This window comes from Allobosea rubneri (assembly GCF_032464875.1).
In the GTDB taxonomy this organism is placed as follows: domain Bacteria; phylum Pseudomonadota; class Alphaproteobacteria; order Rhizobiales; family Beijerinckiaceae; genus Allobosea; species Allobosea rubneri.
Map to the genome: position 1 here is coordinate 64,649 of NZ_JAWDID010000004.1, position 24,946 is coordinate 89,594.

Below are 24,946 nucleotides of genomic sequence, written 5' to 3' on the forward strand. Positions count from 1 at the left end.
CTGACCATGCTTTCGCGCACCGCCGACAGCCTCTACTGGGTCTCGCGCTATGTCGAACGGGCCGAGTACCTCGCCCGCATCCTCGATGCCACGACCCGCCTGACCAACCTGCCTTCCGCCTATGGCGGCGCCGGCACCGAATGGCAGAGCGCCGTCGCCACCGCCGGCTGCGAGGATGCTTTCGCCCTCGCCTATGACGAGGCGAACGAGCGCAATGTCTGCGAGTTCCTCACCTTCAACCCGGACAACCCGTCCTCGATCCGCAACTGCTTCGCCCTCGCCCGCTCGAATGCGCGTGCGGTCCGCACCGCCCTGACGTCGGAGATGTGGGACGCGCTCAACAGCGCCTGGCTGGAACTGCAGCGCTTCGAGCGCAAGCGCATGGACCGGGAGGAGTTCGCCCGCTTCCTCGACTGGGTGAAGAACGTCTCGCTCGTCTTCGACGGCTCGGCCTACCGGACGATGCTGCGCGATGACGGCTACTGGTTCTCGCGGCTCGGCGTGCATGTCGAGCGGGCCGACAACACCGCCCGCATCCTCGACGTGAAGTATCATCTGCTCCTGCCCGAGACCGAGCAGGTCGGCGGCTCGCTCGACTACTTCCAGTGGACGACGATGCTGCGCGAAGTCTCGGCGCTGACCGCTTATCACTGGGTCTACCGCGAGGCGGTGAAGCCGGTCCTGATCGCCGACCTGCTGATCCTCAACAAGCGCATGCCGCGCTCGCTGGCGAGCTGCTACGAGAGCATCTCGCGCTTCCTCGACTCGCTCGGCGATGCCTATGACCGGCATGGTCCGGCCCAGCGCCAGGCCCGCAAAACCCTGGCCAGCCTGTCGAACATGCGGATAGACGCGGTGATCCAGCGCGGGTTGCACGAATTCATCGAGGACTTCATCACCGAGAACAACCGCCTTGGTGCAATCATCGTCGACCAGTATCTGCAATAGGCTTTCCGCCACCGACGGAACCGAGGACCTCCAGCAGCCGCCATGCGTATCCGGATCTCGCACAGCATCGCCTATGCCTATGCCGAGCCGGTGCGCCAGCTCCGGCAGGTGCTGCGGCTGACGCCCCGCGACCATGACGGCCAGCATGTCATGTCCTGGCGGATCGAGCCGAATATCGACGGCCGGCTGCGTTCCAGCCAGGACCCGTTCGGCAATCTCGTCCACGACTTCTCGGCCGACGGGCCGATCGAGAATTATGCGATCGAAATCAAAGGCATGGTCGAAACCGTTGATCTCGCGGGCGTGATCCGCGGCGTCACCGAGAAGGTGCCGCCGGCGGTGTTCATGCGTGACACCAGATTGACAGAACCGAGCGCCGCGCTGCGCGATCTGACCGCCGAAGCCGAGGTCAGGGCCAGGGGCGGCAGCGACCTCTCGCGCCTGCACGCGCTGTTGGAGACGGTGCACGAGACGATCGCCTGTGTGCCGACCGGCGAGCGCGTCGGCATCGGCGCCAGCGCCTGCCTCGAAGCGGGCGAAGGCATCCCGCAGGACGTCGCGCACGTCTTCATGACCTGCGCCCGCTCGCTCGGCGCACCCGCCCGCTATGTCTCCGGCTATGTCGCGGAATCGGAAACGCTGCCCCATGCCGGCGGCGCCCATGCCTGGGCCGAGGCCTATCTGCCCGATTACGGCTGGATCGGCTTCGACTGCGCCAACGGGCTCTGCCCGATCGACACCCATATCCGCGTCGCCGCCGGCCTCGACTATGCGGATGCAGCGCCCGTGCGCGGCGCCCGCACCGGCGGCAATGGCGAGAGCCTGCTGGTCGAGGTCCGCGCCCAGGCGGCGAAACCGCGCCTGCAGGGGCAGTAGCCGGCTGCAAGGCTCAGCCTCAAGCCCGCGCATTGTCGCTGACGCAGCGGCCTGATACCAGCCGCTGTGCTGCGCCGCACCAACTGCTGCGTATGCCCGCTCAGGAGACCCGTCACGTGACCTATTGCGCCGGCATACTCGTCCAGGACGGTCTCGTGATGATCGCCGACACGCGCACCAATGCCGGGCTCGACGACATCTCGACCTTCCGCAAGCTGCACATCTTCTCCTGGCCGGGCGAACGCACCCTGGCGCTCGCCACCGCCGGCAATCTCTCCCTCACCCAGTCGGTGGTCAGCCTGCTGCACGAGGGCGTGCCCAATCCGGAAACCGGCGAGCCCGAGACCTTGCAGAATGCGCCCTCGATGTTCCGCGCCGCCCAGCTCGTCGGCCGCGCGGTGCGCATCGTGCGCGAGACCGATGGCGAAGCGCTGCGCGAGGCCGGCGTCAAATACGACATGTCGCTGCTCTTCGGCGGCCAGATCGTCGGCCAGCCGATGCGGCTCTTCATGATCTACTCGGCCGGCAACTTCATCGAATGCGGGATGGATGCGCCCTTCCTGCAGATCGGCGAGCACAAATACGGCAAGCCGATCCTCGACCGCGCCGTGACCTTCAAGACCCATCTCTACGATGCGCTGAAGGTCGGGCTGATCTCGATGGACTCGACCATGCGCTCCAATCTGGGCGTCGGCCTGCCGATCGACATGATCGTGCTGCGCCGGGACGCGCAGGGGCCGGAGCTAAACCGCCGGATCGAGGCCGGCGAGCCCTATTTCCACGACCTGCGCGAACGCTGGTCGGCGGCCTTGCGCGCAGCGCATATGGCGATCCCGCGCCCACCTTACGAACCTTCGGATACCTGAACGCGTCCGACGCTGGCAGGCGGCGGCTGGCCCACCTGGCAAAAATATTCACAAAACCAGATACATATCTGGCTTTCCTGTAGGTGGCGGAGCCAGGATCCATCCCCGCTGCGGCCTGCCCTGCTCAGGCCGCCGCAGCGTGTTTTAGCTGCCGTCGGCACGGAATCTTGTGAATTCGTGCCGCCAATGGAAACCGGATGGCAAGATTCGCCTGACAAAGTGGACCATCTGCGTGCGCCCGGACAGGTGGAGCATTTTGCCGCTTTTTGCTCGATTGCCGAATTCGGAATCGTCTGCACGCATGCTGACGGGCACGGTGGCGACCCTGGCCTGCGCCTTCGCGCTTGCCGCTGCGGCCGCGATCAGCGTCATCCTCGCCATCACGCTCGACGCCAACCACCTCGAGGCCGAAAGGCAGCGTGACCGTATCGAGGCCGCGATCGAGAACCAGGTTCGCCTGCGCAGGCAGCGCCTCGACAATCTGCGGGATGCCGGGCTGCTCCAGCCGATCTTCAACGCAAGCCTGCCACGCCCGGCGCTGCAATGGGCCTTCACCCGGCTCGCCAACCGTTTCCTCGATCTCGACGGCGTCTATCTCGTCAGCGCCTCCGGCGAGGTCCTGGCAGGCGTCGAAGGCGGCGTTTCGGCGGGTCAGGCCGGTTATGAAGGCTTGCGCCATTTCTCCCGCGAACTGCCTGGAGCGGCGGCCGTCACCACGCCACACGAGCCGGCCGCGACCAACGGGCCGCTGCGGGCCTTTCTCAGTCACGACGGCCACGAAACGCTCGGACTGATCGTCGCCGACATCAGGGCCGGCAGCGTCCCGGGCGAGAAGGCACTGGCCCCTGACGGCGCGGCCTACATCGTCGGCTATCGCCGCACCACCCAGCCGCTGATGGACGACCTAGCCCGCCAGTACCGGATCGCGGGTGTCCGGGTGGTCACCCAGCAGCCGCCCGATGCGCTGCTGCGCCGCGACATCGCCTCGCCCGACGGTGCCGTCAGGGCCTGGCTGACCTGGACCCCGGACCGGCCTGGGGACACGATGATGCGGCAGTTCTTCTGGGCCCTGGCCGGAGTCGGACTGCTCTTCATCGGAATCTTCGCCTACGTCTTCTTCCGTCTGCGCCACGCAGGAACCCAGATCACCCTTCGCGAGCAGCAGATCCAGCGCCTGGCCGGGCAGGACGAGCTCTCGAACCTGCCCAACCGCCGCACCTTCGATCTCCGGCTCGACCAGGAACTCGCCCAGCTTGGCCGCACCAAGAGCGCGCTCGCCGTCCTGATGCTCGACCTCGACCGCTTCAAGGCCGTCAACGACACCTATGGCCACAATGCCGGCGACGAGCTGATCCGGCAGGTGGCGAAGCGGCTGACCACGATCCTGCGCCTCGGCGACACCGTCGCCCGCCTCGGCGGCGACGAATTCGGCATCATCCAAACCCATATGAACGAGCCCGGAGCCAGCGCCGTGCTCGGCCAGCGCATCCTCGACGCCCTGACTGCCCCCTTCGAGATCGCCGGCGTCGCCGTCACCATCGGCTGCTCGATCGGCATCGCCCATGCGCCCCAGGACGGCGCCGATCGCGGCACGCTGATGCGCCTCGCCGACACCGCCCTGTATCAGGCCAAGAACGAAGGGCGGAACCGCTACTCCTTCTTCGAGCCGCAGATGAACCGGGCGCTCCAGGTCAAGCGCATGGTCGAGGATGACCTGCGCAACGCGATCAACCGCGACGAACTGCTGCTGCACTACCAGCCCCAGGTCTCGATCGACGGCGCCACCATCGTCGGCGTCGAGGCGCTGGTGCGCTGGCCCCACCCCGAGCACGGCATGATCCCGCCCTCGGAGTTCATCGGCATCGCCGAGGAACGCGGCCTGATCATGCCGCTGAGCGAATGGGTGCTGCGCCGCGCCTGCGAGCAGGCGCTGAAATGGCCGGGCATCAAGCTCGCCGTGAACGTCTCGCCGATCCAGTTCCGCCACAAGGACTTCGTGGCGAGCGTGATCCGCATCCTCGACGAGACCGGATTCGACCCTGCCCGGCTTGAGCTGGAACTGACCGAGGGCGTCGTCGTCGAGGATGCCGACGCCGCAGAGAACGCGATGATGGACCTGCGCGCCCATGGCATCGGCCTGGCGCTCGACGATTTCGGCACCGGCTATTCGAGCCTGATCTATCTGCGGCGCTTCGCCTTCGACAAGATCAAGATCGACCGCTCCTTCCTCGAATACATGGAGACGACCGGCGAATCCGCGATCCTCGTGCATTCGGTCGTGCATCTCGGCCGTGCGCTGGGCCTGCGCGTCTGCGCCGAGGGGGTCGAGACCACCGAGCAGCACCGTTTCCTCCAGGCCGTCGGCTGCCACGAACTGCAGGGCTTCCTGTTCTCCAAGGGTGTCCCGCCCCGCGAGATCGACAGGCTGCTGGCGCTGGATTTGCCCTTCGAGAAGCAGCTCGCCGCCTGAGCGGGAGCCGAAGCGCTTTCAGAACAGGCTGGCGATCGAAGCCACCAGCGCATAGGCGAAGCCGGCCGAGAGCGCGAGGCCGATCGCCCCCACCACCGCCCCGCCGACGATCAGCACCCCGTCCCGCTCGACCAGTCCGAGTCCGACCAGGCAGACCGCGAGGCCGAGCGGAATCTGGCCGATGAAGGGCGCCGCGACCACGAGCCCGAGCGCCAGGATCAGCAGCAGCACGCCGAGCAACGCCAGCGCCACCGGCCCCCCCAGCATCATCAGGCGCGGCCGCGAGAAGCGCTCGAGCCGGATCAGCGGCGGCAGGGCGCGCCCGACCGCCCGCGCAAGATCGGCCTGGGCGATGCTGCGCCGGAGCAGGCGCTGCGGCAGCCATGGCGTGGTGCGGCCCATCAGCATCTGCATCGCGATGAAGGCCAGGACCAGGCCGCAGACGAGCGGGATCGGCGGCGGCATCGGCAGGCAGTTCGGCAGGCCGAGCAGGACGACGAGCAGCGCATAGGCCCGGTCCCGCAGTGCCGCGACGATGTCGCCGACAGCGATGCGCGGGCCGGGAAGGCTGGCGAGCGCGTGCAGCAGGCCGGAAGTGCGCAGTGGAGAGGACAAGCTTTGTCGCCGGGCGAAGGGCTGGTCCTGCGGCCTAGCATGGCGGGCGCCGGCCCAACAACCCCGGGGCGGCGCACGGCTTCAATGCAAGGTCAGCACGCCGTTGACGCTGACGATCTCGGCCGGCCGGATCAGGCGCGAATGCGCCACGGTCACCGAATGCAGCGGCCCCTCCAGCTCCCGCCGCCAGAAATCCAGGAAGGCCCGCAGCTCGGGAAAGCGCGGCGCCAGATCGTATTCCTGCCAGATGTAACTTTGCAGGAAAGCCGGATGGTCCGGCAGGCGGTAGAGGATGTTCGCGGTGGTCAGGCCGTAGCCGGCGAGCTGGCAAATGAATTCTTTGGATGCCATGACACGATGCACTCCTCTGCGAAAAGAAGGCTGGCCGATGTCATCAGGCTGCGCCGCCATAGTTAACAAAAACTTGCAAGAATTTCATCTGCTGCCAGACTTCCTCCCCGTAGCGTGATCGGCCGTTTTCAAGAGCCGAGGGGGCGTAGGCGTGGCGTGGGGCGTCGCCGACGGGGCGAGGAGGCTTGCAGGGTCCGTCATGGCCGTGACGGCTGCCCTCGGCTCCGCACCGGCCGCGGCCGACAGCGCTCTGCTTGAGCGCAGCCCGCTCTCCATGGTGATCTTCGCCTCGCTGGAGACCGACCGCAGCAAGAGCCATGGCGCCGTTGGCTTCAAGCGCGCCTTCGGGCAGGGCGGGCTCGACGCCAGCGGCTTCCGGCTCGGGCTGAAATGGGGCGAGAGCATCGAGCCGGCCGAGCACAGCCCGGCACGCGGGCGCATGGTCAAGACCGAGGCGCATGCCTGGCTCGGCTATGAATGGCGCATCGGCGACCTCTTCGTCGCCCTGTCGGCCGGGCCGGAGCTGGAGGCGGTCTTCAGCGAGACGCGGAACCGCACGAGCTTCAGCGAGCGGATCGGCGGCCGGCTGCAATTCGATCTCTGGGCGACACCGCTGGAGAACCTGCTGCTCCAGGCCAATGCCTATGCCGCGACACTGGATCAGCGCTTCTGGCTCAGGCTCTCGCCGGGCTGGAAGCTCGCCCCGGACCTCTATCTCGGTCCCGAGATCGAATTCTACCGCCAGCAGGACTATCACAAACTGCGATTTGGCCTGCACCTGACCGGATTCAGGCTGTTCGGCCTGAACTGGCGCATCGCCGCCGGGGCGCAGCAGACCAGCGACCAGCCGAATGCGGCCTACGCCACGCTCGGCGTCCACTGGAAGCGCTGAAACTCAGCCAGACCGTACGAAACGTATCCGATAGTCTGGCTGGTGCGAGCCTCCTGTGCGTAGAGTTAGGAGCGAACTGGCGCGCCAGTCAGTGCCTTCAGCGCCTCGGGCGTGTCGACATCGATCGCGATCGCGGGATCATCGAGCGGGACTTCCTCGACGGCATCGCCCGCCGCCTCCAGCAGGCGCCGCGCGCCCTCGTCACCCCACAGCCCGGCCACCCTGGAAAAGAGCGCCCGCGACAGCAGCACCGGATTGCCGCGATGCCCGAGCAGCGTCGGCACCACCGCGACCGCGTCCGGCCGATCGGCGAAGGCCTGGGCCAGCCGGTCGATCACGCCGGGCGTGACGTTCGGCATGTCGCCGAGCGAGACGACGACGCCTTCTACCTCCGCCGGCAGGGCCGCAATGCCGGCCTTCAGCGAGCTCGCGAGACCGTCGGCGAAATCGGGATTGCGGACGAAACGGACGTCGAGTCCCTCCAGCGCCGCCCGGATCTCGGCTTCCTGATGGCCGACCACGACGAGGACCGGCGTGGCCCGCGAGGCGATCTGCGCCTTGACGGCGTGGCGCACCAGCGGCTCGCCGCGGACAGGCTGTAGCAGCTTGTTGTCGGCGCCCATGCGGGTCGAGCGGCCGGCGGCGAGCACCAGCCCGGCGACCGGCGCGACCGCGGCATGACCGGGTGCGCGCGGCTGCGGCCGCGAGATGATCTCCATCAGGAGTCCGCCGACCCCCATGCCCTGGATATCGGCGCGCCTTACCGGCATGCCGGCGAGGCAGCGCTGCAGCACCCAGTCGAAGCCGTTCTCCTTGGGCGAGCGGGCGCAGCCGGGCGCCCCGATCACCGGCTTGCCGTCGAGCTCGCCGATCAGCATCAGGTTGCCGGGATCGACCGGCATGCCGAGATGCTCGATGCGCCCGCCGGCCTCGACCAGCGCCTGCGGCACCACATCGCGCCGGTCGGTGATCGCCGACGCCCCGAAGACCACGACGAGATCTGCAGGTCCCGCAGCGGCCTCGCGGATCGCCCTGGCGAGCGGCGGGCTCTCATGCGGCACGCGCTGCTCCAGCACGATCTCGCCGCCGGCCGGCTCGAGCCGCTCGGCCATCACCCGCAAGGTCTTGTCGACCACCGAGGGCTTGAGGCCGGGCAGCAGGGTCGAGACCACGGCGACGGACTTCAGCTTGTACTCGGTGACCGCGATCGGCTTGCCGGTGCCGAGCCGCTCCAGGGCCTCGGCGATCTGCCGTTCCTGCACGGCATAGGGAATGATCTTCACCGTGCCGACCATCTCGCCGGCGACGACCGCCTTCAGCGCCGGCAGCGTCGCGACCGTGATCGCCTCGTCGATGCCGTTGAGCATGTCGATCAGCGCGGTGTCGATGGTCAGCACGCCGGCGGCGGCCGCGAACAGGTTGACGCGCCCGGTGAACGGCGCCTCGGTCACCACCGCCCGTCCGGCGATCGCCCGCGCCAAGTGCTCGGCGGCGGTGTTCTCGTCGATATCGCCGGGCTCGAGCTGGACGGCGACGATCTCGGTCAGCCCGCCCGCCGCCAGCTTTTCCGCGTCCTGCACGCTGATCGTCGCGCCCTTGCGGACGATGGCGTCGCCGGCGCGTACCGTATGGGCCGCGACGCTGCCCGCCGCTTCGGCGATCGGGATGGAACCGAACTTCATGGGCAGGCACTCATAGGGGCAATCATGCAGGCTTGCCGCGCGGGCCGCGCAGGGTAGCGACGATCTCGCCGAGGATCGCGAGCGCGATTTCGGCTGGCGAGACGGCGCCGATGTCGAGCCCGATCGGGGCGTGGATACGCGCGGTCTGCGCCTCGCCGAAGCCAGCCGCGGCCAGACGCTCCAGGCGCCGGCCATGCGTCTTCCGGCTGCCGAGCGCACCAATGTAGAAGCAGTCGGACTTCAGCGCCGCGACGAGCCCGGGATCGTCGATCTTCGGATCGTGCGTCAGCGCGACGAACGCCGTGTAGGCGTCGAGCGGCTGGCGCTTCAGCACCTCGTCCGGCCATTCCGCCAGCAGCGTCACTTCGGGAAAGCGCTCCTGCGTCGCGAAGGCGGTGCGCGGGTCGATGACGGTGACGTCGAGATCGAGCAGCTTCGCCATCGGCGCCATCGCCTGCGAGATATGCACCGCGCCGATGACGATCAGGCGCGGCGGCGGCGCCTGCACGGTCAGGAAATAGGCGACGCCGTCGACCTCGACCGAGCCGCTCTTGCCGGTGCGCAACTGCCGGTCGATCAGCTCGGCCAGCGGGTCCTGCTGCAGCTCGGCTGCCTTGACCAGTCTTTGCGCGCCCGAGCCGGTCTCGGTGACCAGCACCGCGGCGCGCCGCGCCGCGCGCTCCGCATTGAGCGCCGAAAGCAGCGACAGCTCCATGGCTCAGCCCTTGTCCACGGCGAGCTTGACCCCGAGCCCGATCATCATGCCGCCGCCGAGCCAGCGCCCGATGCCGAAGCCGGCGCGGCTCGCCTTCATCGTCTTCATCACCAGCGAGGCGCCGAACACGGTGACGAGATCGGCCGAGGAGAAGGCGAAATTGACGATCGTGCCGAGGATCAGGAACTGCGCCCAGACCGGCAGCGAAGCCGTGGGATCGACGAACTGCGGCAGCAGCGCGATGAAGAACAGCGCGACCTTGGGGTTCAGGATCTCGACGATGAAGGAATCGACCAGCGCCCGCTTCACCGTCTTCGGCGGCGCCACCGGCTGGTCCGCGGCCGAGCCGAGCCTGGAACGGATCATGCCGATGCCGAGCCAGACCAGATAGAGCGCGCCGGCGATCTTCACCGCAAGGTAGAGCTCCGGCACATGCTTGAACACCGCCGACAGGCCGAAGGCGGCGGCGAAGACGTGGACATAGCAGCCGAGATGGATGCCCAGCATCGCCATCAGCCCGGCCTTGCGGCCATGGGCGATGGTCTGCGCCGCCGTGTAGAGCAGCGCCGGGCCGGGGAAGTAGGCGACCAGCAAGGTCAGCGTCGCGAAGGCGGCGAGGGTTTCCCAGGAGGCCATCAGTTCGTTTCCTTGCCGCGGACCGGCTCGACGAAAACCTTGATACGCCCGCCGCAGGAGAGGCCGACCTTCCAGGCGGCCTCGTCGGCGACACCGAATTCAAGCGTGCGCGGCGTGCCCTGTGCGATCACCTCGCCGGCTTCCTCGACGACCGCGCCCTCGACGCAGCCGCCCGAGACCGAGCCGAGGAAATTGCCTTCACCGTCGATGACGAGATGCGAGCCGACCGGTCGCGGGGCCGAGCCCCAGGTCTCGATCACGGTGGCGAGCGCGACGCCGCGCCCGGCCTTGGCCCAGGCCTCGGCGGTGGCGAGGATGTCCGTGTCGGTGCTGATCATGCTGTCGACCCCTCCCCGGCGCGCTTGTACGCAGCTTGAAGCATTGCCCGTATCATATGCGCCGGCGCGCAACGAGACTCAGCTACTTAAGCATACCCGCCGCGGCTTTCGAGCATGCGATGGGCGAAATCAGCTCCGCATCCCGGGCCCCGGCTCGCACCTGGCCTTCCTTGCACAGAAGATGGCGAATTCCATGGACGGTATCGTTCTTCTGCACGGCATTGCGCGACGCTCGGGCTCGCTCGCCAGCCTCGAACGCCATCTCCATTCGGCAGGCTATGCGACCCTCAACCTCGACTACCCGGCCCGCCAGACCGGCCTGCGGCAGATCGCAGAAGGATTGCAGCAGCCGATCGGAGCGTTCGAGGACGGAATGGACGGCCGGCTGCATTTCGTCACGCATTCCATGGGCGGACTGGTTGCACGCGCCCTTATCGCGCAGCACCGCCCGGAACGTCTCGGCCGTGTCGTGATGCTGGCGCCCCCGAATGAAGGCAGCGAGATCGCCGACCTGCTGGGCGGGAACCCGTTCTACCGCGCCTTCTTCGGCCCGGCCGGCGCCGAGCTGGTCACGGCGCGGCCGGAGGCGCTGCAAGGCCTGCTGGGCGCAGTCGACTATCCGCTCGGTGTGATCGCCGGCGACCGCTCGCTCTATCCATTGTCGTCGCTGCTCCTGCCGGGGCCGAATGACGGCCGGGTCTCGGTGGAGCGCACGCAGGTCGCCGGAATGAGCGATCACATCACCGTGCACGCCACTCATCCGCTGATCATGCGCAACCGCGAAGCCGTCAGGCAGGTCCTGTATTTCCTGGCGCATGGACGGTTCGAAAGAGCCAACGCCGCCACGGAGACAACCGAAGCGGCCGCTCCCTAACCCGCCTTCTTCAGCCATTGGCGCGGATCGCCGGCCTGCCGCGCATCGGGCGAAAGCGCGGCGCAGAGATCGGCCATCGCCGCGAGATTGTGGATCGGCCGGAAGGAGTCGACATGGGGCAGCATCGCCCTGATGCCGCTCGCCCGCGCCTCGAAGGCGTCATAGCGCAGGAGCGGGTTGAGCCACACCAACTGCCGGCAGGAGCGCTGCAGGCGGTCCATCTCGAAGCCGAGCTCGTCATCGAGATGGCGCTCCAGCCCGTCGGTGAAGAGCAGGACGACGGCGCCGCCGGAGAGCACCCGGCGCGACCATGTGCGGTTGAAGGCGTGCAGGGCCGAGGCGATGCGCGTGCCGCCTTCCCAGTCCGGCGCCGCTTTGCCCGCCAGCGCCAGCGCCTCGTCCGGATCGCGGGCGCGCAGGCTGCGGGTGACATTGGTCAGGCGCGTACCGAAGACGAAGGAATGCACGCGCCGACGCTGCTCGGTGATGGCGTGCAGGAAATGCAGGAAGATCCGCGAGTACTCGGCCATCGAGCCGGAGATGTCGACCAGCGCCACCAGTGGCGGGTGCACCTGCGCCCGCTCGCGGAAGGCAAGGTCGATCGAGGCGCCGCCGCCGCGCAGCGAGCGACGGAAGGTGCGGCGCGGATCGATCCGCGCCCCGGCATGGGCGGCCTGGAAGCGCCGCGTCGGCACGGCATCGTCGGGCAGGCGCAGTTCCGCGATGAGCTGGCGCGCTTTTGCGATCTCGGCGGCGCTCATCTGGGCGAAGTCGCGCGATTTCAGCGTCTCGCGCTCGGAGACCGTCAGCCGCGCCGACAATTCCGTCAGCTCGACCGGCGGCGGTTCCTCCTCCGCGGGCGGCGGCGCAAAGGCCTCGGCGACGCGCAACGCCCCCGCCTCTGGCTTCTCCGGCGGCGCATCGACCCGCGGCGTCACCGGCGACATCTGCGCCATCAGTTTCTCGATCAGCCCGCGCCGGCGCCAGAACAACCTGAAGGCCTGGTCATAGACCGCGCTATCCTCGTGCTTCTTCACGAAGATCGCATGCAGCGCCCAGTAGACATCCTCGCGCCCACCGAGCGCGCCGTCCGCCAACGCCTCCACCGCCTCGACCACGGCGCCCGGCCCGACGCGCAGGCCGGCGATCCGCAAGGCGCGGGCAAAATAGGCGACGTTCTCGGGCAGCTTGCCGGTCATCTCTCCACCGTCATGCTCGCCCTTGTGGCGAGCATCCACGTCTTGAACACCACATTGCAGGAAGGAAGACGTGGATGGTCGGGACAAGCCCGACCATGGCGGGAAGGTGCCTCGTCACTTCCCCGTCTCGGTCATGAACACCTTCTGCGCCACGACCCATTTACCGTCGACCTTGAGGAAGGAGAGCAGGTCGGTGAAATAGCGCGGCGGCATCTGGCACTTGACCTTGACCAGCGCCATGGACGGCCCGACCAGGTCGATCGCCAGCACATGGTCGCCGCGCTCCAGCCCGGACTCCTTCGGCGATTTGCGGCCCCGCACCGCCTCGAACCAGCTTTCGCGCGGCACGACCTTCAATTCGCCGTCGAGCGACTGGGTCAGCGCGCTGGTCGGATGGAAGACCGAGGCGAGTTTTTCGACATCGCCTTCATAGAGCCCGTCGAGATAGACCTGCGTCGCCGCCTCGATCGCCTTGATGTCGTCGTTCATCGCTCACTCCGTCATGCTAGGGCTTTTCCCAAGCATCCACGCCTTGCGTCGTGAATGAAGGGAAAGACTTGGATGGTCGGCACGAGGCCGACCATGACGATGCGCTACCCCCGCGCCGCCTGCTTGGCCTGGTCGAGCAGTTCGCCGACCTTTGAGCCCTGCATCGCCTGGATGTCGTCCTGGTATTTCAGCAGCGCGCCCAGCGTGTCGGAGACGATCGCGGGGTCGAGCGCCACGGCGTCGAGCTCGACCAGAGCGCTCGCCCAGTCCAGCGTCTCGGCGACGCCCGGCGCCTTGAACAATTCCTCCTTGCGGATCGCCTGCACGAAAGAGACGACCTGCTTCGCCAGCTTGGCCGGCGCGGCAGGCGTCTTCGCCTTCAGGATGGCAAGCTCTCGGGCCGCGTCTGGATAGCCGACCCAGTGATAGAGGCAGCGGCGCTTCAGCGCGTCATGGATCTCGCGGGTCCGGTTCGAGGTCAGGACCACGATCGGCGGCTCGGCCGCCTTGACCGTTCCGAGCTCGGGGATCGTCACCTGCGCATCGGCCAGCACTTCCAGAAGGAAGGCCTCGAAGGCCTCGTCGGTACGGTCGAGCTCGTCGATCAGGAGGATCGGCGCCCCGCCTTCCTGCGGTTCCAGCGCCTGCAGGAGCGGACGCTTGACGAGATAGCGCTCGGAGAACAGGTCGCTCTCCAGCCGCTCGCGATCGCCCGCGATGCCGCCGGCCTCGGCGAGGCGGATCGCCATCATCTGCCCGGCATAGTTCCACTCGTAGACGGCGGAGGCGAGATCGAGCCCCTCATAGCATTGCAGGCGGATCAGCCGGCGCCCGAGCCCGGCAGCCAGCACCTTGGCGATCTCGGTCTTGCCGGTGCCGGCCTCGCCTTCGAGCAGCAGCGGCCGCTTCATCCTGAGCGCCAGGAACAGCACCGTCGCCAGGGCCCGGTCGGCGACATAGCCCTGCGCCTGCAGCAAAGTCAGGGTTTCGTCGATGGAAGTCGGCAGCGAAGGCTTCATGAGGTCCCGGTCTTGGCAGATGTCGAAGCGGCACCAGTCTCGCAAGGCCGGTTTGACCTGTCACGATCCTTAGTCCCTAAGGGACTTCAAGGATAGCGAGCGGAGATTCCGGCGTGCTCGGCGCAATGTACATCGTCGCGATCATCGTCGAAGCCATGTCGGCCGCATTGGCGGCCGGCCGCCGCAGCATGGACTGGGTCGGCGTCTGCATGCTCGGCAGCATAACCGCCCTCGGTGGCGGCTCGGTGCGCGACATGCTGCTCGGCCACTACCCGCTGAGCTGGGTCAAGAATCCGCACTACCTGCTGATCACGGTGGCCGCGGCCCTCTTCACCATCTTCATCGCCCGCTTCATGTACCGGCTGCGCAAGATCTTCCTGCTGCTCGACGCGGTCGGCCTCGTGCTCTTCACCGTGATCGGCTGCAATGTCGCGTTGGAGATGCAGCAGCCCTTCATCATCGTGATCACCGCCGGGCTGATCACCGGCTGCGTCGGCGGCGTGCTGCGCGACATGCTCTGCGCCGACATTCCCCTGCTCTTCCGCAGCGAACTCTATGCGACGGTCTCGGTCATCACCGGGCTGATCTATGTCGGCGGCCTCAGGGTCGAACTGCCGCACGACCTCGTCACCGTCCTCGCCATGGCCGTCGGGCTGGTGCTGCGGATCATGGCGCTGCGCTTCAACTGGAGCATGCCGAAATTCGTCTACACGCGCGACCTGCATTGAGCGCCTGTTTGGAAACTCAGCCCTCATCCTGAGGAGGCCGCGTAGCGGCCGTCTCGAAGGATGCTCCAGGAGGCTCCGGAGACAACTGGAGCATCCTTCGAGACGCGATCTGCGATCGCTCCTCAGGATGAGGCGTCAGGGCGTTTCGAAACGGACTCTTGGTGCCTCGGTCGACGTCACTCTGCTGACAGGTTCTAGCCCGAAGCTCTGCAGGATCGCGGCCGGAGGACAGGACCATGACCAGCACAGCCGAACTCGCCACCGACTTCGTCGCCCTGCTCAAGGATGGCCGGCACGAGCAGGCCGCGAGCGCCTACAATGCCGACGACATCGTCAGCTACGAGAACATGCCGGGCCCGATGGAAGTCTGCCGCGGCAAGGACGCGGTCCGGCAGAAGGGCGAGTGGTGGATCGCCAGCCATGAACTGCACGAGTTCACCACCGAAGGCCCGTATCTCAACGGCGAGCAGTTCGCCGTGACCTTCTACTTCGACGTCACCGTCAAGGAGAGCGGCGAGCGCCGCAAGATGCACGAGGTCGGACTCTACACGGTGAAGAACGGCAAGATCGCCGAGGAGCGCTTCTTCTATTGAAAGGAAGCTGCCGTCCCTTCCGAAGTCATCCCGGACCAGCCGCGTAAGCGGCGCCGATCCGGGATCCATGCCGGAGCCGTTCAGGAATGGATCCCGGGTCTGCGCTTCGCTTCGCCCGGGATGACCATTCTGTTGTCGAGTTCACGCCTTCCCGGTCGCCTGCGCCACCGCCTGCTTCGCCATCACGCCGATCAGATGGGCGCGGTATTCGGCGTCGGCATGCATGTCGGCATTGATGCCCTTGGCGGGATGCTTCAGCCCGTCGAGCGATTTCGCGGTGAAGCGCGCCTTCAACGCCGCCTCCGCCTCCGGCCAGCGGAAGACGCCGCCCTCGCCCGCCCCGGTGACCGCGACCGCGATCTCGCTGCCGCGCTTGGCGACGAAGACGCCGACCAGCGCATAGCGCGAGGCGGGGTTGCGGAACTTGGCGTAGCCCGCCTTCGACGCAAGCGGGAACGAGACCTTGGTGATGATCTCGCCCTCCTCCAGCGCCGTCTCGTAGAGGCCGGTGAAGAACTCGGCGGCCGTCAGCTTGCGCTGGTTGGTGACGACAGTGGCGCCGAGCGCCAGCAGCGCCGCCGGATAATCGGCCGCCGGATCGTTGTTGGCGACCGAGCCGCCGATCGTGCCGCGATGGCGCACATGCGGATCGCCGATATGGCTGGCGAGATAAGCGAGCGCGGGAATCGCCTCCTGCACATCCGGCGAGGCGGCGACCTCGGCATGCGTCGTCATCGCGCCGATGACGATGTTGCGCCCCTTGCGGGCGATGCCCTTGAGATCGGCGCAGGACGAGAGATCGACCAGCGCGGCCGGCGAGGCCAGGCGCTGCTTCATCGTCGGCAGCAGGGTATGCCCGCCGGCGAGCAGCTTGGCGTCTTCCTTCTTGGCGAGCAGGCCCGCGGCCTGCCGGGCGCTGGTCGGGCGGTGATAGGTGAAAGCGTACATCGGACCTGATCCCTTCATCACATCCACGATGGTCATCCCGGCCGGAGCGAAGCGGAGAGCCGGGATCCATGCCTGAACCGTTCAGGAATGGATCCCGGATCGGCGCCGCTTCGCGGCTTGTCCGGGATGACCGCGAGATTATTCAGCAGCCATCCTGGAAAGCGTCTTCTGCGCCGCGCGCCAGACCGCCTGCGGCGTCGCCGGCATGGCGATCTCCTCATGGCCGAGCGCGTCGGTGATGGCGTTGATCACGGCGGGGGGCGAGGCGATCGCCCCGGCCTCGCCGCAGCCCTTGATGCCGAGCGGGTTGGACGGGCATGGCGTTACCGTCATGCCGACCTGGAAGGACGGCAAATCGTCCGCCCGCGGCATGCAGTAATCCATGAAGCTCGCGGTCACGAGCTGGCCGTCGGCATTGTAGCGGGCGCCTTCCAGCAGCGCCTGGCCGACGCCCTGGGCGATGCCGCCATGGACCTGACCCTCGACGATCATCGGGTTGATGACGTTGCCGAAATCGTCGACCGCGGCCCAGCGCTCGATCCGGGTCACGCCGGTGTCGGGATCGATCTCGAGCTCGCAGATATGGACGCCGGCCGGGAAGGTGAAATTGGTCGGGTCGTAGAACGCCCCTTCCTTCAGCCCCGGTTCGAGATCCTGGCCGTTGAACTTGTGCGCGACATAGGCCTGCAGCGCGCAGGAGCCGAAATCGAGCTTCCGGTCGGTACCCTTGACCAGGAAATTGCCGTCCTTGAAGTCAATATCGGCCTCGTCGGCCTCCAGCACATAGGCGGCGACCTTCTTGCCCTTGGCGATCACCTTGTCGAGCGCCTTGGCGATCGCCGACATGCCGACCGCGCCGGAGCGCGAGCCATAGGTGCCCATCCCCATCTGCACCTTGTCGGTGTCGCCGTGGACGATGGAGACGTTCTCCAGGGGCACGCCGAGCCGGTCGGAGACGAGCTGGGCGAAGGTCGTCTCATGGCCCTGGCCGTGGCTGTGCGAGCCGGTCAGCACCTCGATCGTGCCGATCGGATTGACCCTGACCTCCGCCGATTCCCACAGGCCGACGCCGGCGCCGAGCGAGCCGACCGCCGCCGAAGGCGCGATGCCGCAGGCCTCGATATAGGAGGAGAAGCCGATGCCGCGCAGCTTGCCGTTGCGGCCGGAATCGCGCTTGCGCTTGGCGAAACCCTTGTAGTCGATGATCTCCAGCGCCTTCTTCATCGAGGCGCCGTAATTGCCGGTGTCGTACATCATGATCACCGGCGTCTGATGCGGGAACTTCTTGATGTAGTTCTGCATCCGGAACTTGGCCGGGTCCTTGCCGAGCTGGCGCGCCGTGACCTCGATCAGGCGCTCGACCACGAAGGTCGCCTCCGGCCGCCCGGCACCGCGATAGGCATCCACCGGGGCGGTGTTGGTGTAGACCGCATCGACCTCGCAATAGATCGCCGGGATGTCGTACTGGCCCGACAGCAGCGGCGCGTAGAGATAGGTCGGCACCGAGGAGGAGAAGGTCGAGAGATAGGCGCCGAGATTGGCCGTCGTCTTGACGCGCATGCCGAGGATCTTGCCCTCTGCGTCGGTCGCGAGCTCGGCATGGGTGACATGGTCGCGGCCATGCGCGTCGGAAAGAAAGGCCTCGGTGCGGTCCGAGGTCCATTTCACGGGGCGGCCGACCTTCTTCGCCGCCCAGACGCAGACCGTCTCCTCGGCATAGATGAAGATCTTCGAACCGAAGCCGCCGCCGACATCGGGCGCGATCACCCGCAGCTTGTTCTCCGGCGCGATGCCGATGAAGGCCGAGAGCACGAGCCGCGCGACATGCGGATTCTGGCTGGTGGTGTAGAGGGTGAAGGCGCCCTCGCCCTGGTCGTAATCGCCGACCGCGGCGCGCGGCTCCATCGCGTTCGGGACCAGCCGGTTGTTGACGAGATCGAGCTTCGTCACATGCTTGGCAGCCTTGAACGCCTTCTCGGTCGCGTCCTTGTCGCCGAGATGCCAGTTGAACACCGTATTGCCCGGCGCCTCGGCATGGATCTGCGTCTTCGCCTGCGCCGCCGTCGCGGTCTCGACCACCGCCGGCAGCACGCCATAGTCGACCGTGATCGCCTCGGCCGCGTCGCGCGCCTGCGCCAGCGTCTCGGCGACGACGACCGCGACATGGTCGCCGACATAGCGGACCTTGCCCTGCGCCAGCGCCGGATGCGGGCCGGCCTTCATCGGCGAGCCGTCCTTGTTGTGGATCATCCAGCCGCAGATCAGGCCGCCGATCTTGTCGGCGGCGAGGTCGTCGCCGGTGAAGATGCCGAGCACGCCGGGCATCGCCGCGGCGGCTTTCGTGTCGATCTTCTTCAGCGTCGCATGCGCGTGCGGCGAGCGCAGGAAATAGGCATGGCCCTGGCCGGGCCGGTTGATGTCGTCGGTATAGCGGCCCTGGCCGGTGATGAAGCGGTGGTCTTCCTTGCGGCGGACGGGAGCGCCGATTCCGGTGGCGGACATGGATTCCTCCTGGCGTGGCGCCTCTTGGCGGGCGCTCCAAGCATGTTTCGGGGATCGCATCTGAAGAAGGCCGCGCCGGCCCTGCCGGTCCCGGCCTTCCGGAAACCGTTACTCGGCAGCCTGGCGAACCGGCGCGGTGCCCTTGCCCATCGCCTCGGCGCCGGCAGCGACCGCCTTGACGATATTGTGATAGCCCGTGCAGCGGCAGATATTGCCGTCGAGATCCTCGCGGATCGTCTTCTCGTCGAGCGCGTGGCCGCGGCGGTTCACCATGTCGACCGCCGACATGATCATGCCCGGCGTGCAGAAGCCGCACTGGAGGCCGTGATGCTCGCGGAATGCCTCCTGCATCGGGTGCAGCGCGCCGCCGCTGGCGAGCCCTTCGATGGTGGTGACCGACGCGCCTTCGCAGGCGAGCGCGAGCGTGGTGCAGGATTTCACCGCTTTGCCGTCGAGATGCACGACGCAGGCGCCGCACTGGCTGGTGTCGCAGCCGACATGCGTGCCGGTCAGCCGAAGATGTTCTCGCAGGAACTGCACCAGGAGCGTGCGCGGATCGACATTCGCGGTGACGGCCTTGCCGTTCACCGTCATGGTCACATTGGCCATGGGGCACTCCCTCCAGAAGCCTGTTTTCGCAGCCTGGCGGAAGACAACTCGACCGCCGGCCCATTCGCGTTTCCGGCGCGCCTGCGCCGAAGACGATTTTTCCTTGGAACAACTTCAAATTGAATGTGGACCCGGGATTTTCCGCGGTCAAGCGGGAGACGGGCCGCCGGGAGCCCCGTTTTCGCGGCGTTTTCGCCTCGTTTGGGCCCTGTCGCGGAAATCCTCTCGGAAAGTCGGTTCGAACGACTGTTTTTGGAGTTTATTAACCTCACCTGCGCAGGATCGGCTGTCGAACGACGACCTGAGATCGTCGCCATCACGGATCGTGCCATTGGCTACGCTTCTCGATCACGTCCAGCGCCGGCTCGGCGCGATCGGCTACGATGAGGCGCAGCGAAAGCGCCTGCGCCGCTATCGCGATATCGTCGAGCGCGTCATCGGCAAGGTCGTCGAGGAGGATTTCGACCGCGCCTTCTCGATCCATCCACGCCTGCGCGAAGGCGTAGAGCCGCTCTCAGCGGAACTCTACCTCGCCGAGGCCGATCATTTCCGCCTGACCTTCGACGGTGATTTCGACCAGCGCTATTGCGACTCGCTCGAACGGCTGACCGTGCTGGAACGCCGCGCCGGCGTCGGGGCCCGTGCCCGCGCCTCGATCGCCTTCACCCTGTTCCGGATCTTCCTGGAGGAGAGCCGGACGCGGCTCGTCTTCTCGCGGCGCGACATCCCGCGCGACCTCTTCATCATCGAGCGGGTGCTGACCTACGACGTCAACACCGCCATGTCGCTCGACCGCGAATTCGAGGCCGCCGAGGCGCAGCGCCGCGGCGTGACGCTCGACGAGGTCGCGGCCACGCTGACCTCGCGGATCGGCAAGCTCGACACAAGGATCAGCGGCGCCGTCGAACAGTTCATGGCGACCGCCAGCGAGACCGCCGAAGCCAGCAGCTTCATCAAGAGCCAGGTCGGCTCGGTCGCCCGGACCTCGATGCTGGTCCGCGAAAAGGCGATGCAGACCGCCGCAGCCTCCGAGGAGATGGCGGTCAACATCGCCGAGATCGGCCAGCGCGCCCGCCAGAGCCTCGAGATCGCCAACCGCGCCGTGGCGGATGCCAGCGCGATGAACGAGGCGATCGCCAAGCTGCGCGAGGTCACCGGCAATATCGGCACCGTCGTCGGCATGATCGCCGACATCGCCGCTCAGACCAATCTTCTGGCGCTCAACGCCACGATCGAGGCCGCCCGCGCTGGCGAGTCGGGCCGCGGCTTCGCCGTCGTCGCCGCCGAGGTGAAGACGCTCGCGACCCAGACCGCGAACGCGACGCAGGACATCTCCAGCCAGATCGCAGAGCTCACCGCCAGTGCCGCGGCCTGCAGCGAGCGGGCCGCCTCGATCGGCATGACGATCGGCGAGATCAAGGCCGATTCCGAGGCGATCTCGGAAGCCGTCGCCCAGCAGAGCTATGTCACCACCGGCATCTCGCGCGATGCCGCCGATGTCGCCAGCAGCTCCGACGAGGCGATCGGCAGCGCCAACCGCGTCAATGACAGCCTGGAGACCACCGAGAAGGCGCTCGGACGCGCCAATGCGGCCGCCGCCGACATCGCCCAGCAGGTCGGCGCCGCCGAGGCGACGGTCAGCGAGGCGCTCGCGGCCCTGCGCAAGGCTTCGTGACTCTGCTCGTCATTGCGAGCGCAGCGAAGCAAGGCTCGCAGGCCTCTGCCGCAACTGGATTGCTTCGTCGGCTGAAGCCTCCTCGCAATGACGAAGCGGTCAGCCTTCGCTGACCGCCTTTGCGAAATTGGCGAAGAACTCGTCGGCCAGCTTCTTCGAGACCGAGTCGATCAGGCGCGAGCCGAGCTGCATCAGCTTGCCGCCGACCTGCGCCTCGACCTCGTAGCGCAGCAGCGTCTGGCCGCCCTCGGCATCTTCGAGCGTGACCTTGGCGCCGCCCTTGGCGAAGCCGGCGATTCCGCCCTCGCCTTCGCCGACGATGCGATAGCCGTTCGGCGGGTCGAGATCCTGCAACTCGACCTTGCCCTTGAAGGTCGCTTTCACAGGGCCGAGCTTGACCTTGACCACCGCGGAGAAATGCGTGTCGTCGTCCTTGGTGAGCTGCTCGCAGCCGGGAATGGCAGCCTTCAGCACCTCTGGATCGTTGAGCTTGGCCCAGACGACCGCCTTGGCGGCCGGCAGCAGCGCCTCTCCGTTCATGGTCATCGCCATGGCGTCACTCCCATCCTCATGGCCCGTCCGACGCCGCAGCAGGTTGCGGCCGCCCTCGCCTCGGGTCTATCCAGAAACCAACGCCTCATCCTTTAACGGAACGCCGGCATTCGCCAAGGCCGGAGGCGACAGAGGGAGGCCAGGTTGCACGCCGTCGAGCACGCCCCGAACCACAGGCTGCCAACCCTCGCGGGCCGGCATGGCTGACCCCGCCGGCCTTTATGGCGAGCTCTTCGCCGATCACGAATTCGCTGCCCTCTTCGACGACCGGGCGTGTCTGCAGGGCATGCTCGATTTCGAGGCGGCGCTCGCCAGGGCGCAGGCGCAGGTCGGCATCATCCCCGCCACGGCCGCCGACGCCATCGCGAACGCCTGCGAGGCCGGGCTCTACGATATCGCCGCCATCGACAAGGCCGCGACGCTGGCCGGCAATCCGGCGATCCCGCTGGTCAAGGCGCTGACCGCCCGCGTCGCCGCGGCCGATCCGGACGCCGCGAAATGGGTGCATTACGGCGCCACCAGCCAGGACGTGATCGATTCCGGTCATGCCCAGCAATATCGTTCGGCGCAGGAGCTGATCCTCGCCCGCTCGGCCCGTCTCGCCCACGCGCTGGCCGGCCTGGTCCGCGAGCACCGCCGCACACCGATGATCGGCCGCACCTTCCTGCAGCATGCGGTGCCGATCGCCTTCGGGCTCAAGGCCGCCAACTGGCTCGGGCCCATCGTCTCCTTCCACGACGACTTCATGATCTGGGGCCAGTCCGCACACCAGCTCGGCGGCGCCGCCGGCAGCCTCGCCTCGCTCGGCGACAAGGCCGACGCGGTGTCGGAAGCCTTTGCCCGCATCATGCCCTCGATCGGCGCCGTCCGCGTGCCCTGGCACAGCGAGCGCCGGCGTCCCGCCCGGATCGCGACCGAACTCGGCCTGCTGCTCGGCCATCTCGGCAAGATGGCCGGGGATATCGCGCTGATGGCACAGACCGAGATCGGCGAGCTCGCCGAGCCGGAAGCGCCCGGCAAGGGCGGCTCCTCGGCGATGCCGCACAAGCGCAACCCGGTGCTGTGCACGCTGATCCTCGCCGCCGCCAAGCGCGCGCCCGGCCTGGTCTCGACGATGCTCGTCGCGATGCCGCAGGAGCATGAGCGGGCCATGGGCGGCTGGCACGCGGAATGGCTGACATTGCGCGAGCTCTTCCTGATCGCCGGCTCTGCCCTGAACCAGGCCGTGACGCTGATCGAGGGGCTCCAGGTCTTCCCGGAGCAGATGCAGTACAATCTCGATCTCACCAATGGGCTCGTCATGGCCGAGCGCGTCTCGCTCGCGCTCGCGCAGACCATCGGCCGTGGCGAAGCCCATCATCTGCTCGAGGAGGCAAGCCGCGACTGCATCGCCAGCGGCCGCCATCTCAGGGACGTCCTCGCCGATCACCCGACGCTCGCCGGAAAGCTCTCACCCGAAGAGCTGGATGACCTGTTCGATCCAACGACCTATCGCGGCGCCACCGACGCCATCATCGACCGCATCCTCGTGCTCTATGAGGAGGAGCGCGAATACATGAGCGGCAATGCCTGAGCTCTCCGCCGAGGAACGGGCGATCGCAGGCGGCGCGCAGGGCGACGGCGCTGGCATGGCGATGCGCATCGTCGCGGAAGCCGCACGCCTGATGGGCGCGCCCAGGCTGATCCCGGTCGCCTCGGCCCATATCGACGGCGCGCTCTACCATGGCGATTCCGGCACGCTCTTCGCCGAGAAGCTGGTCGCGGGCGGCGCCCGCGTCGCGGTGCGCGCCACCCTCAATGTCGGCGCGCTCACCCCGCATGGCTGCATCGCGACCCGCCTGCCGCCGGACCAGCACGCCATGGCGGCGCGGATGATGCGCGCCTATGAGGCGATGGGCTGCGAGCCGAGCTGGACCTGCGCGCCCTATCAGGCCGGTCACCGGCCGAGACAGGGCACGGATGTCGCCTGGGGCGAATCCAATGCCGTCGTCTTCTGCAACTCGGTGCTCGGTGCCCGCACCAACCGCTATGGCGATTTCCTCGACATCGCCTGCGCCATTGCCGGACGCGCGCCCGATTACGGCCTGCACCGAGAGGAGAACCGGCGCGCGACGCTGGTCGTCGATGTCTCGGGCCTCTCGCAGACGCTGCGCGGCGCGGAGGTGTTCTATCCCGTGCTCGGCGCCCTGCTCGGCCGCGAGGCCGGCAGCGAGATCGCGGTGATCGACGGGCTGCAGGGCCTCGCCGACGAGGACAAGCTCAAGGCGCTCGGCGCCGCGGCGGCCTCGGCCGGTGGCGTCGGCCTATTCCATGTCGCGGGGGTGACGCCGGAGGCACCTGACCTTGCGACCGCGCTCGGCGGGCTTGCCCCGGAACGCACGCTGCGCGTCACGCCGGAGCACGTCGCCGCCGAGCTGGCGCGGCTCTCCACCTCCGGCATCACGGACCAGGTCGACGCGGTCGCGATCGGCTCGCCGCATCTCTCGCTCGCCGAGATCGACGCGCTCGAACGACGCCTTGCCGGGCGGCAGCTCGCCCGCCCGCTCTATGCCAACACCGGCCGCCATGTCCTGAAGCCGCTGGAGCAGCAGGGCCGGCGCCGAGCCCTCGAACAAGCAGGGGTCGTCTTCATCGTCGACACCTGCGTGGTGGTGACGCCGATCCTGCCGGAGCTGAAGGGCGGGGTGCTGATGACCAACTCCGGCAAGTTCGCCCATTATGCGCCGGGCAATACCGGCTATGCCGTGACCTATGGCTCGCTCGCCGAATGCGTCGAGAGCGCGGTCGCGGGCAGGCTGGTCAGAGAGCCCAGAACATGGGCGTGACGGGCATGGACGTGAGGGCAGAGATCCTGCTGCCGGGCGAAACGGTCACCGCACCCTGCCTTGCCCTGACCGCGCCGATCAGCTTCTGGGGCGGCGTCGACCCGCGCAGCGGCGAGATCATCGACGCCCGCCATCCGCAGCGCGGCCGGAGTGTCGCCGGCACGGTGCTGGCGCTGCCCGGCACGATCGGCTCCTCCTCCGCCTCGGCCGTGCTGCTCGAGCTCGTCCATGCCGGCAAGGCGCCCGCCGCGATCCTGATCGCCGAGCCGGACGCGATCCTGCTGCTCGGCCTCGTCGTCGCCCGCGAAATGGGCTGGGCGACGCCTCCTGCCCTGAAGCTTCCCGCCGCGCTCCAGGCCGGCCTCGCCGGAAAGCGGCTTTCGATTGCCACGGATGGTGCGATCAGCACCGCAACAGCCTAGAGCATGCTGCGAAAAAGTGGCCACGGTTTTTCGCGCCAAGCATGCTCTAAACTATGAGAATCGATCACGTTATCTGCATTTGGACGATCCCGTCCAAATGCAGCGTGATCTAGGAGAGCGAC

The 24,946-nt window shown here is 67.6% G+C and carries 25 protein-coding genes; 12 read left to right on the top strand and 13 right to left on the bottom strand.

What is annotated here, in order from left to right; all coding sequences use genetic code 11:
* The first annotated feature begins 6 nt into the window (after positions 1 to 6).
* The 4 genes from RKE40_RS04370 (at position 7) to RKE40_RS04385 (ending at position 5,160) form a co-directional block, all read left to right on the top strand.
* Positions 7 to 948, top strand: coding sequence for an alpha-E domain-containing protein (locus RKE40_RS04370; protein ID WP_316017015.1), 942 nt, complete (start codon positions 7 to 9; stop codon positions 946 to 948).
* 42 nt (positions 949 to 990) lie between these two features.
* A complete protein-coding gene (locus RKE40_RS04375) occupies positions 991 to 1,824 on the top strand; it encodes a transglutaminase family protein (RefSeq protein ID WP_316017016.1) in 834 nt (277 codons plus the stop codon).
* A gap of 116 nt (positions 1,825 to 1,940) precedes the next feature.
* Positions 1,941 to 2,690 carry a proteasome-type protease gene (locus RKE40_RS04380; RefSeq protein WP_316017017.1) on the top strand — a complete coding sequence of 250 codons (750 nt, stop codon included), beginning with the start codon at positions 1,941 to 1,943 and terminating at the stop codon, positions 2,688 to 2,690.
* A gap of 301 nt (positions 2,691 to 2,991) precedes the next feature.
* A complete protein-coding gene (locus tag RKE40_RS04385; RefSeq protein WP_316017018.1) occupies positions 2,992 to 5,160 on the top strand; it encodes a putative bifunctional diguanylate cyclase/phosphodiesterase in 2,169 nt (722 codons plus the stop codon).
* A gap of 18 nt (positions 5,161 to 5,178) precedes the next feature.
* On the opposite strand, the gene RKE40_RS04390 is transcribed toward RKE40_RS04385, so the two are convergent.
* Positions 5,179 to 5,775 carry an exopolysaccharide biosynthesis protein gene (locus RKE40_RS04390; RefSeq protein WP_316017019.1) on the bottom strand — a complete coding sequence of 199 codons (597 nt, stop codon included), beginning with the start codon at positions 5,773 to 5,775 and terminating at the stop codon, positions 5,179 to 5,181.
* Positions 5,776 to 5,856: 81 nt separating this feature from the next.
* Positions 5,857 to 6,126 carry an usg protein gene (locus RKE40_RS04395; protein ID WP_316017020.1) on the bottom strand — a complete coding sequence of 90 codons (270 nt, stop codon included), beginning with the start codon at positions 6,124 to 6,126 and terminating at the stop codon, positions 5,857 to 5,859.
* A 199-nt stretch (positions 6,127 to 6,325) separates the two neighbouring features.
* On the opposite strand from RKE40_RS04395, the gene bcsS reads away from it, so the two are divergent.
* A complete protein-coding gene (bcsS, locus tag RKE40_RS04400; RefSeq protein ID WP_316017021.1) occupies positions 6,326 to 7,018 on the top strand; it encodes a cellulose biosynthesis protein BcsS in 693 nt (230 codons plus the stop codon).
* A gap of 65 nt (positions 7,019 to 7,083) precedes the next feature.
* Here the strand turns inward: bcsS and RKE40_RS04405 are convergent, their stop codons facing one another.
* From RKE40_RS04405 to RKE40_RS04420, 4 genes are read right to left on the bottom strand one after another with little or no spacing between them, the layout of a single operon-like run.
* Positions 7,084 to 8,700 carry an NTP transferase domain-containing protein gene (locus RKE40_RS04405; protein ID WP_316017022.1) on the bottom strand — a complete coding sequence of 539 codons (1,617 nt, stop codon included), beginning with the start codon at positions 8,698 to 8,700 and terminating at the stop codon, positions 7,084 to 7,086.
* Between the two features lie 22 nt (positions 8,701 to 8,722).
* On the bottom strand, positions 8,723 to 9,415 hold the full coding sequence (locus RKE40_RS04410; protein ID WP_316017023.1) for an XdhC family protein: 693 nt from the start codon (positions 9,413 to 9,415) through the stop codon (positions 8,723 to 8,725).
* Between the two features lie 3 nt (positions 9,416 to 9,418).
* The gene (locus RKE40_RS04415) at positions 9,419 to 10,051 is read right to left on the bottom strand and encodes a LysE family translocator (RefSeq protein ID WP_316017024.1); all 633 of its coding nucleotides are present in this window, start codon (positions 10,049 to 10,051) and stop codon (positions 9,419 to 9,421) included.
* Entirely contained in the window at positions 10,051 to 10,389 is a 339-nt protein-coding gene (locus RKE40_RS04420; protein ID WP_316017025.1) for an XdhC family protein, read from the bottom strand. Before RKE40_RS04420 ends, RKE40_RS04415 begins: the two co-directional genes overlap by 1 nt.
* On the opposite strand from RKE40_RS04420, the gene RKE40_RS04425 reads away from it, so the two are divergent.
* Positions 10,373 to 11,263 (top strand): esterase/lipase family protein, encoded by an 891-nt coding sequence (locus tag RKE40_RS04425; RefSeq protein WP_316017026.1) that lies wholly within the window; start codon positions 10,373 to 10,375, stop codon positions 11,261 to 11,263. The genes RKE40_RS04420 and RKE40_RS04425 overlap by 17 nt on opposite strands.
* Here RKE40_RS04425 and RKE40_RS04430 read toward each other — a convergent pair.
* From RKE40_RS04430 to RKE40_RS04440, 3 genes are all read right to left on the bottom strand, one after another.
* Entirely contained in the window at positions 11,260 to 12,462 is a 1,203-nt protein-coding gene (locus RKE40_RS04430) for a vWA domain-containing protein (protein ID WP_316017118.1), read from the bottom strand. The genes RKE40_RS04425 and RKE40_RS04430 overlap by 4 nt on opposite strands.
* Before the next feature lie 114 nt (positions 12,463 to 12,576).
* Entirely contained in the window at positions 12,577 to 12,951 is a 375-nt protein-coding gene (locus tag RKE40_RS04435; RefSeq protein WP_316017027.1) for a nuclear transport factor 2 family protein, read from the bottom strand.
* Positions 12,952 to 13,055: 104 nt separating this feature from the next.
* The gene (locus tag RKE40_RS04440) at positions 13,056 to 13,970 is read right to left on the bottom strand and encodes an AAA family ATPase (protein ID WP_316017028.1); all 915 of its coding nucleotides are present in this window, start codon (positions 13,968 to 13,970) and stop codon (positions 13,056 to 13,058) included.
* A 125-nt stretch (positions 13,971 to 14,095) separates the two neighbouring features.
* Between RKE40_RS04440 and RKE40_RS04445 the strand changes: the two genes are divergently transcribed.
* Both RKE40_RS04445 and RKE40_RS04450 read left to right on the top strand, forming a co-directional pair.
* Entirely contained in the window at positions 14,096 to 14,698 is a 603-nt protein-coding gene (locus tag RKE40_RS04445; protein WP_316017119.1) for a trimeric intracellular cation channel family protein, read from the top strand.
* Between the two features lie 236 nt (positions 14,699 to 14,934).
* Positions 14,935 to 15,291: a SnoaL-like domain-containing protein gene (locus RKE40_RS04450; protein ID WP_316017029.1), complete on the top strand. Its 357-nt coding sequence runs from the start codon at positions 14,935 to 14,937 to the stop codon at positions 15,289 to 15,291.
* A 141-nt stretch (positions 15,292 to 15,432) separates the two neighbouring features.
* Here RKE40_RS04450 and RKE40_RS04455 read toward each other — a convergent pair whose 3' ends face one another.
* The 3 genes from RKE40_RS04455 to RKE40_RS04465 form a co-directional block, all read right to left on the bottom strand.
* Positions 15,433 to 16,239, bottom strand: coding sequence for an FAD binding domain-containing protein (locus RKE40_RS04455; RefSeq protein WP_316017030.1), 807 nt, complete (start codon positions 16,237 to 16,239; stop codon positions 15,433 to 15,435).
* Positions 16,240 to 16,377: 138 nt separating this feature from the next.
* Entirely contained in the window at positions 16,378 to 18,741 is a 2,364-nt protein-coding gene (locus RKE40_RS04460) for a xanthine dehydrogenase family protein molybdopterin-binding subunit (protein ID WP_316017031.1), read from the bottom strand.
* 108 nt (positions 18,742 to 18,849) lie between these two features.
* A complete protein-coding gene (locus tag RKE40_RS04465; protein ID WP_316017032.1) occupies positions 18,850 to 19,350 on the bottom strand; it encodes a (2Fe-2S)-binding protein in 501 nt (166 codons plus the stop codon).
* 331 nt (positions 19,351 to 19,681) lie between these two features.
* Here RKE40_RS04465 and RKE40_RS04470 point away from each other — a divergent pair, with 331 nt between their 5' ends.
* On the top strand, positions 19,682 to 21,025 hold the full coding sequence (locus tag RKE40_RS04470) for a methyl-accepting chemotaxis protein (RefSeq protein ID WP_316017033.1): 1,344 nt from the start codon (positions 19,682 to 19,684) through the stop codon (positions 21,023 to 21,025).
* A gap of 99 nt (positions 21,026 to 21,124) precedes the next feature.
* Here RKE40_RS04470 and RKE40_RS04475 read toward each other — a convergent pair whose 3' ends face one another.
* A complete protein-coding gene (locus RKE40_RS04475) occupies positions 21,125 to 21,577 on the bottom strand; it encodes an SRPBCC family protein (RefSeq protein ID WP_316017034.1) in 453 nt (150 codons plus the stop codon).
* 199 nt (positions 21,578 to 21,776) lie between these two features.
* On the opposite strand from RKE40_RS04475, the gene pcaB reads away from it, so the two are divergent.
* Genes pcaB through RKE40_RS04490 form a run of 3 tightly spaced genes read left to right on the top strand, consistent with a single transcriptional unit; the run spans position 21,777 to position 24,824 of the window.
* Positions 21,777 to 23,150: a 3-carboxy-cis,cis-muconate cycloisomerase gene (gene pcaB, locus RKE40_RS04480; protein ID WP_316017035.1), complete on the top strand. Its 1,374-nt coding sequence runs from the start codon at positions 21,777 to 21,779 to the stop codon at positions 23,148 to 23,150.
* Positions 23,143 to 24,402, top strand: a complete 1,260-nt coding sequence (locus RKE40_RS04485) for an aconitase X (RefSeq protein ID WP_316017036.1) — start codon at positions 23,143 to 23,145, stop codon at positions 24,400 to 24,402. The genes pcaB and RKE40_RS04485 overlap by 8 nt, the downstream gene beginning before the upstream one ends.
* Positions 24,393 to 24,824 (top strand): aconitase X swivel domain-containing protein, encoded by a 432-nt coding sequence (locus RKE40_RS04490; RefSeq protein ID WP_390893224.1) that lies wholly within the window; start codon positions 24,393 to 24,395, stop codon positions 24,822 to 24,824. The genes RKE40_RS04485 and RKE40_RS04490 overlap by 10 nt, the downstream gene beginning before the upstream one ends.
* Positions 24,825 to 24,946 lie beyond the last annotated feature (122 nt).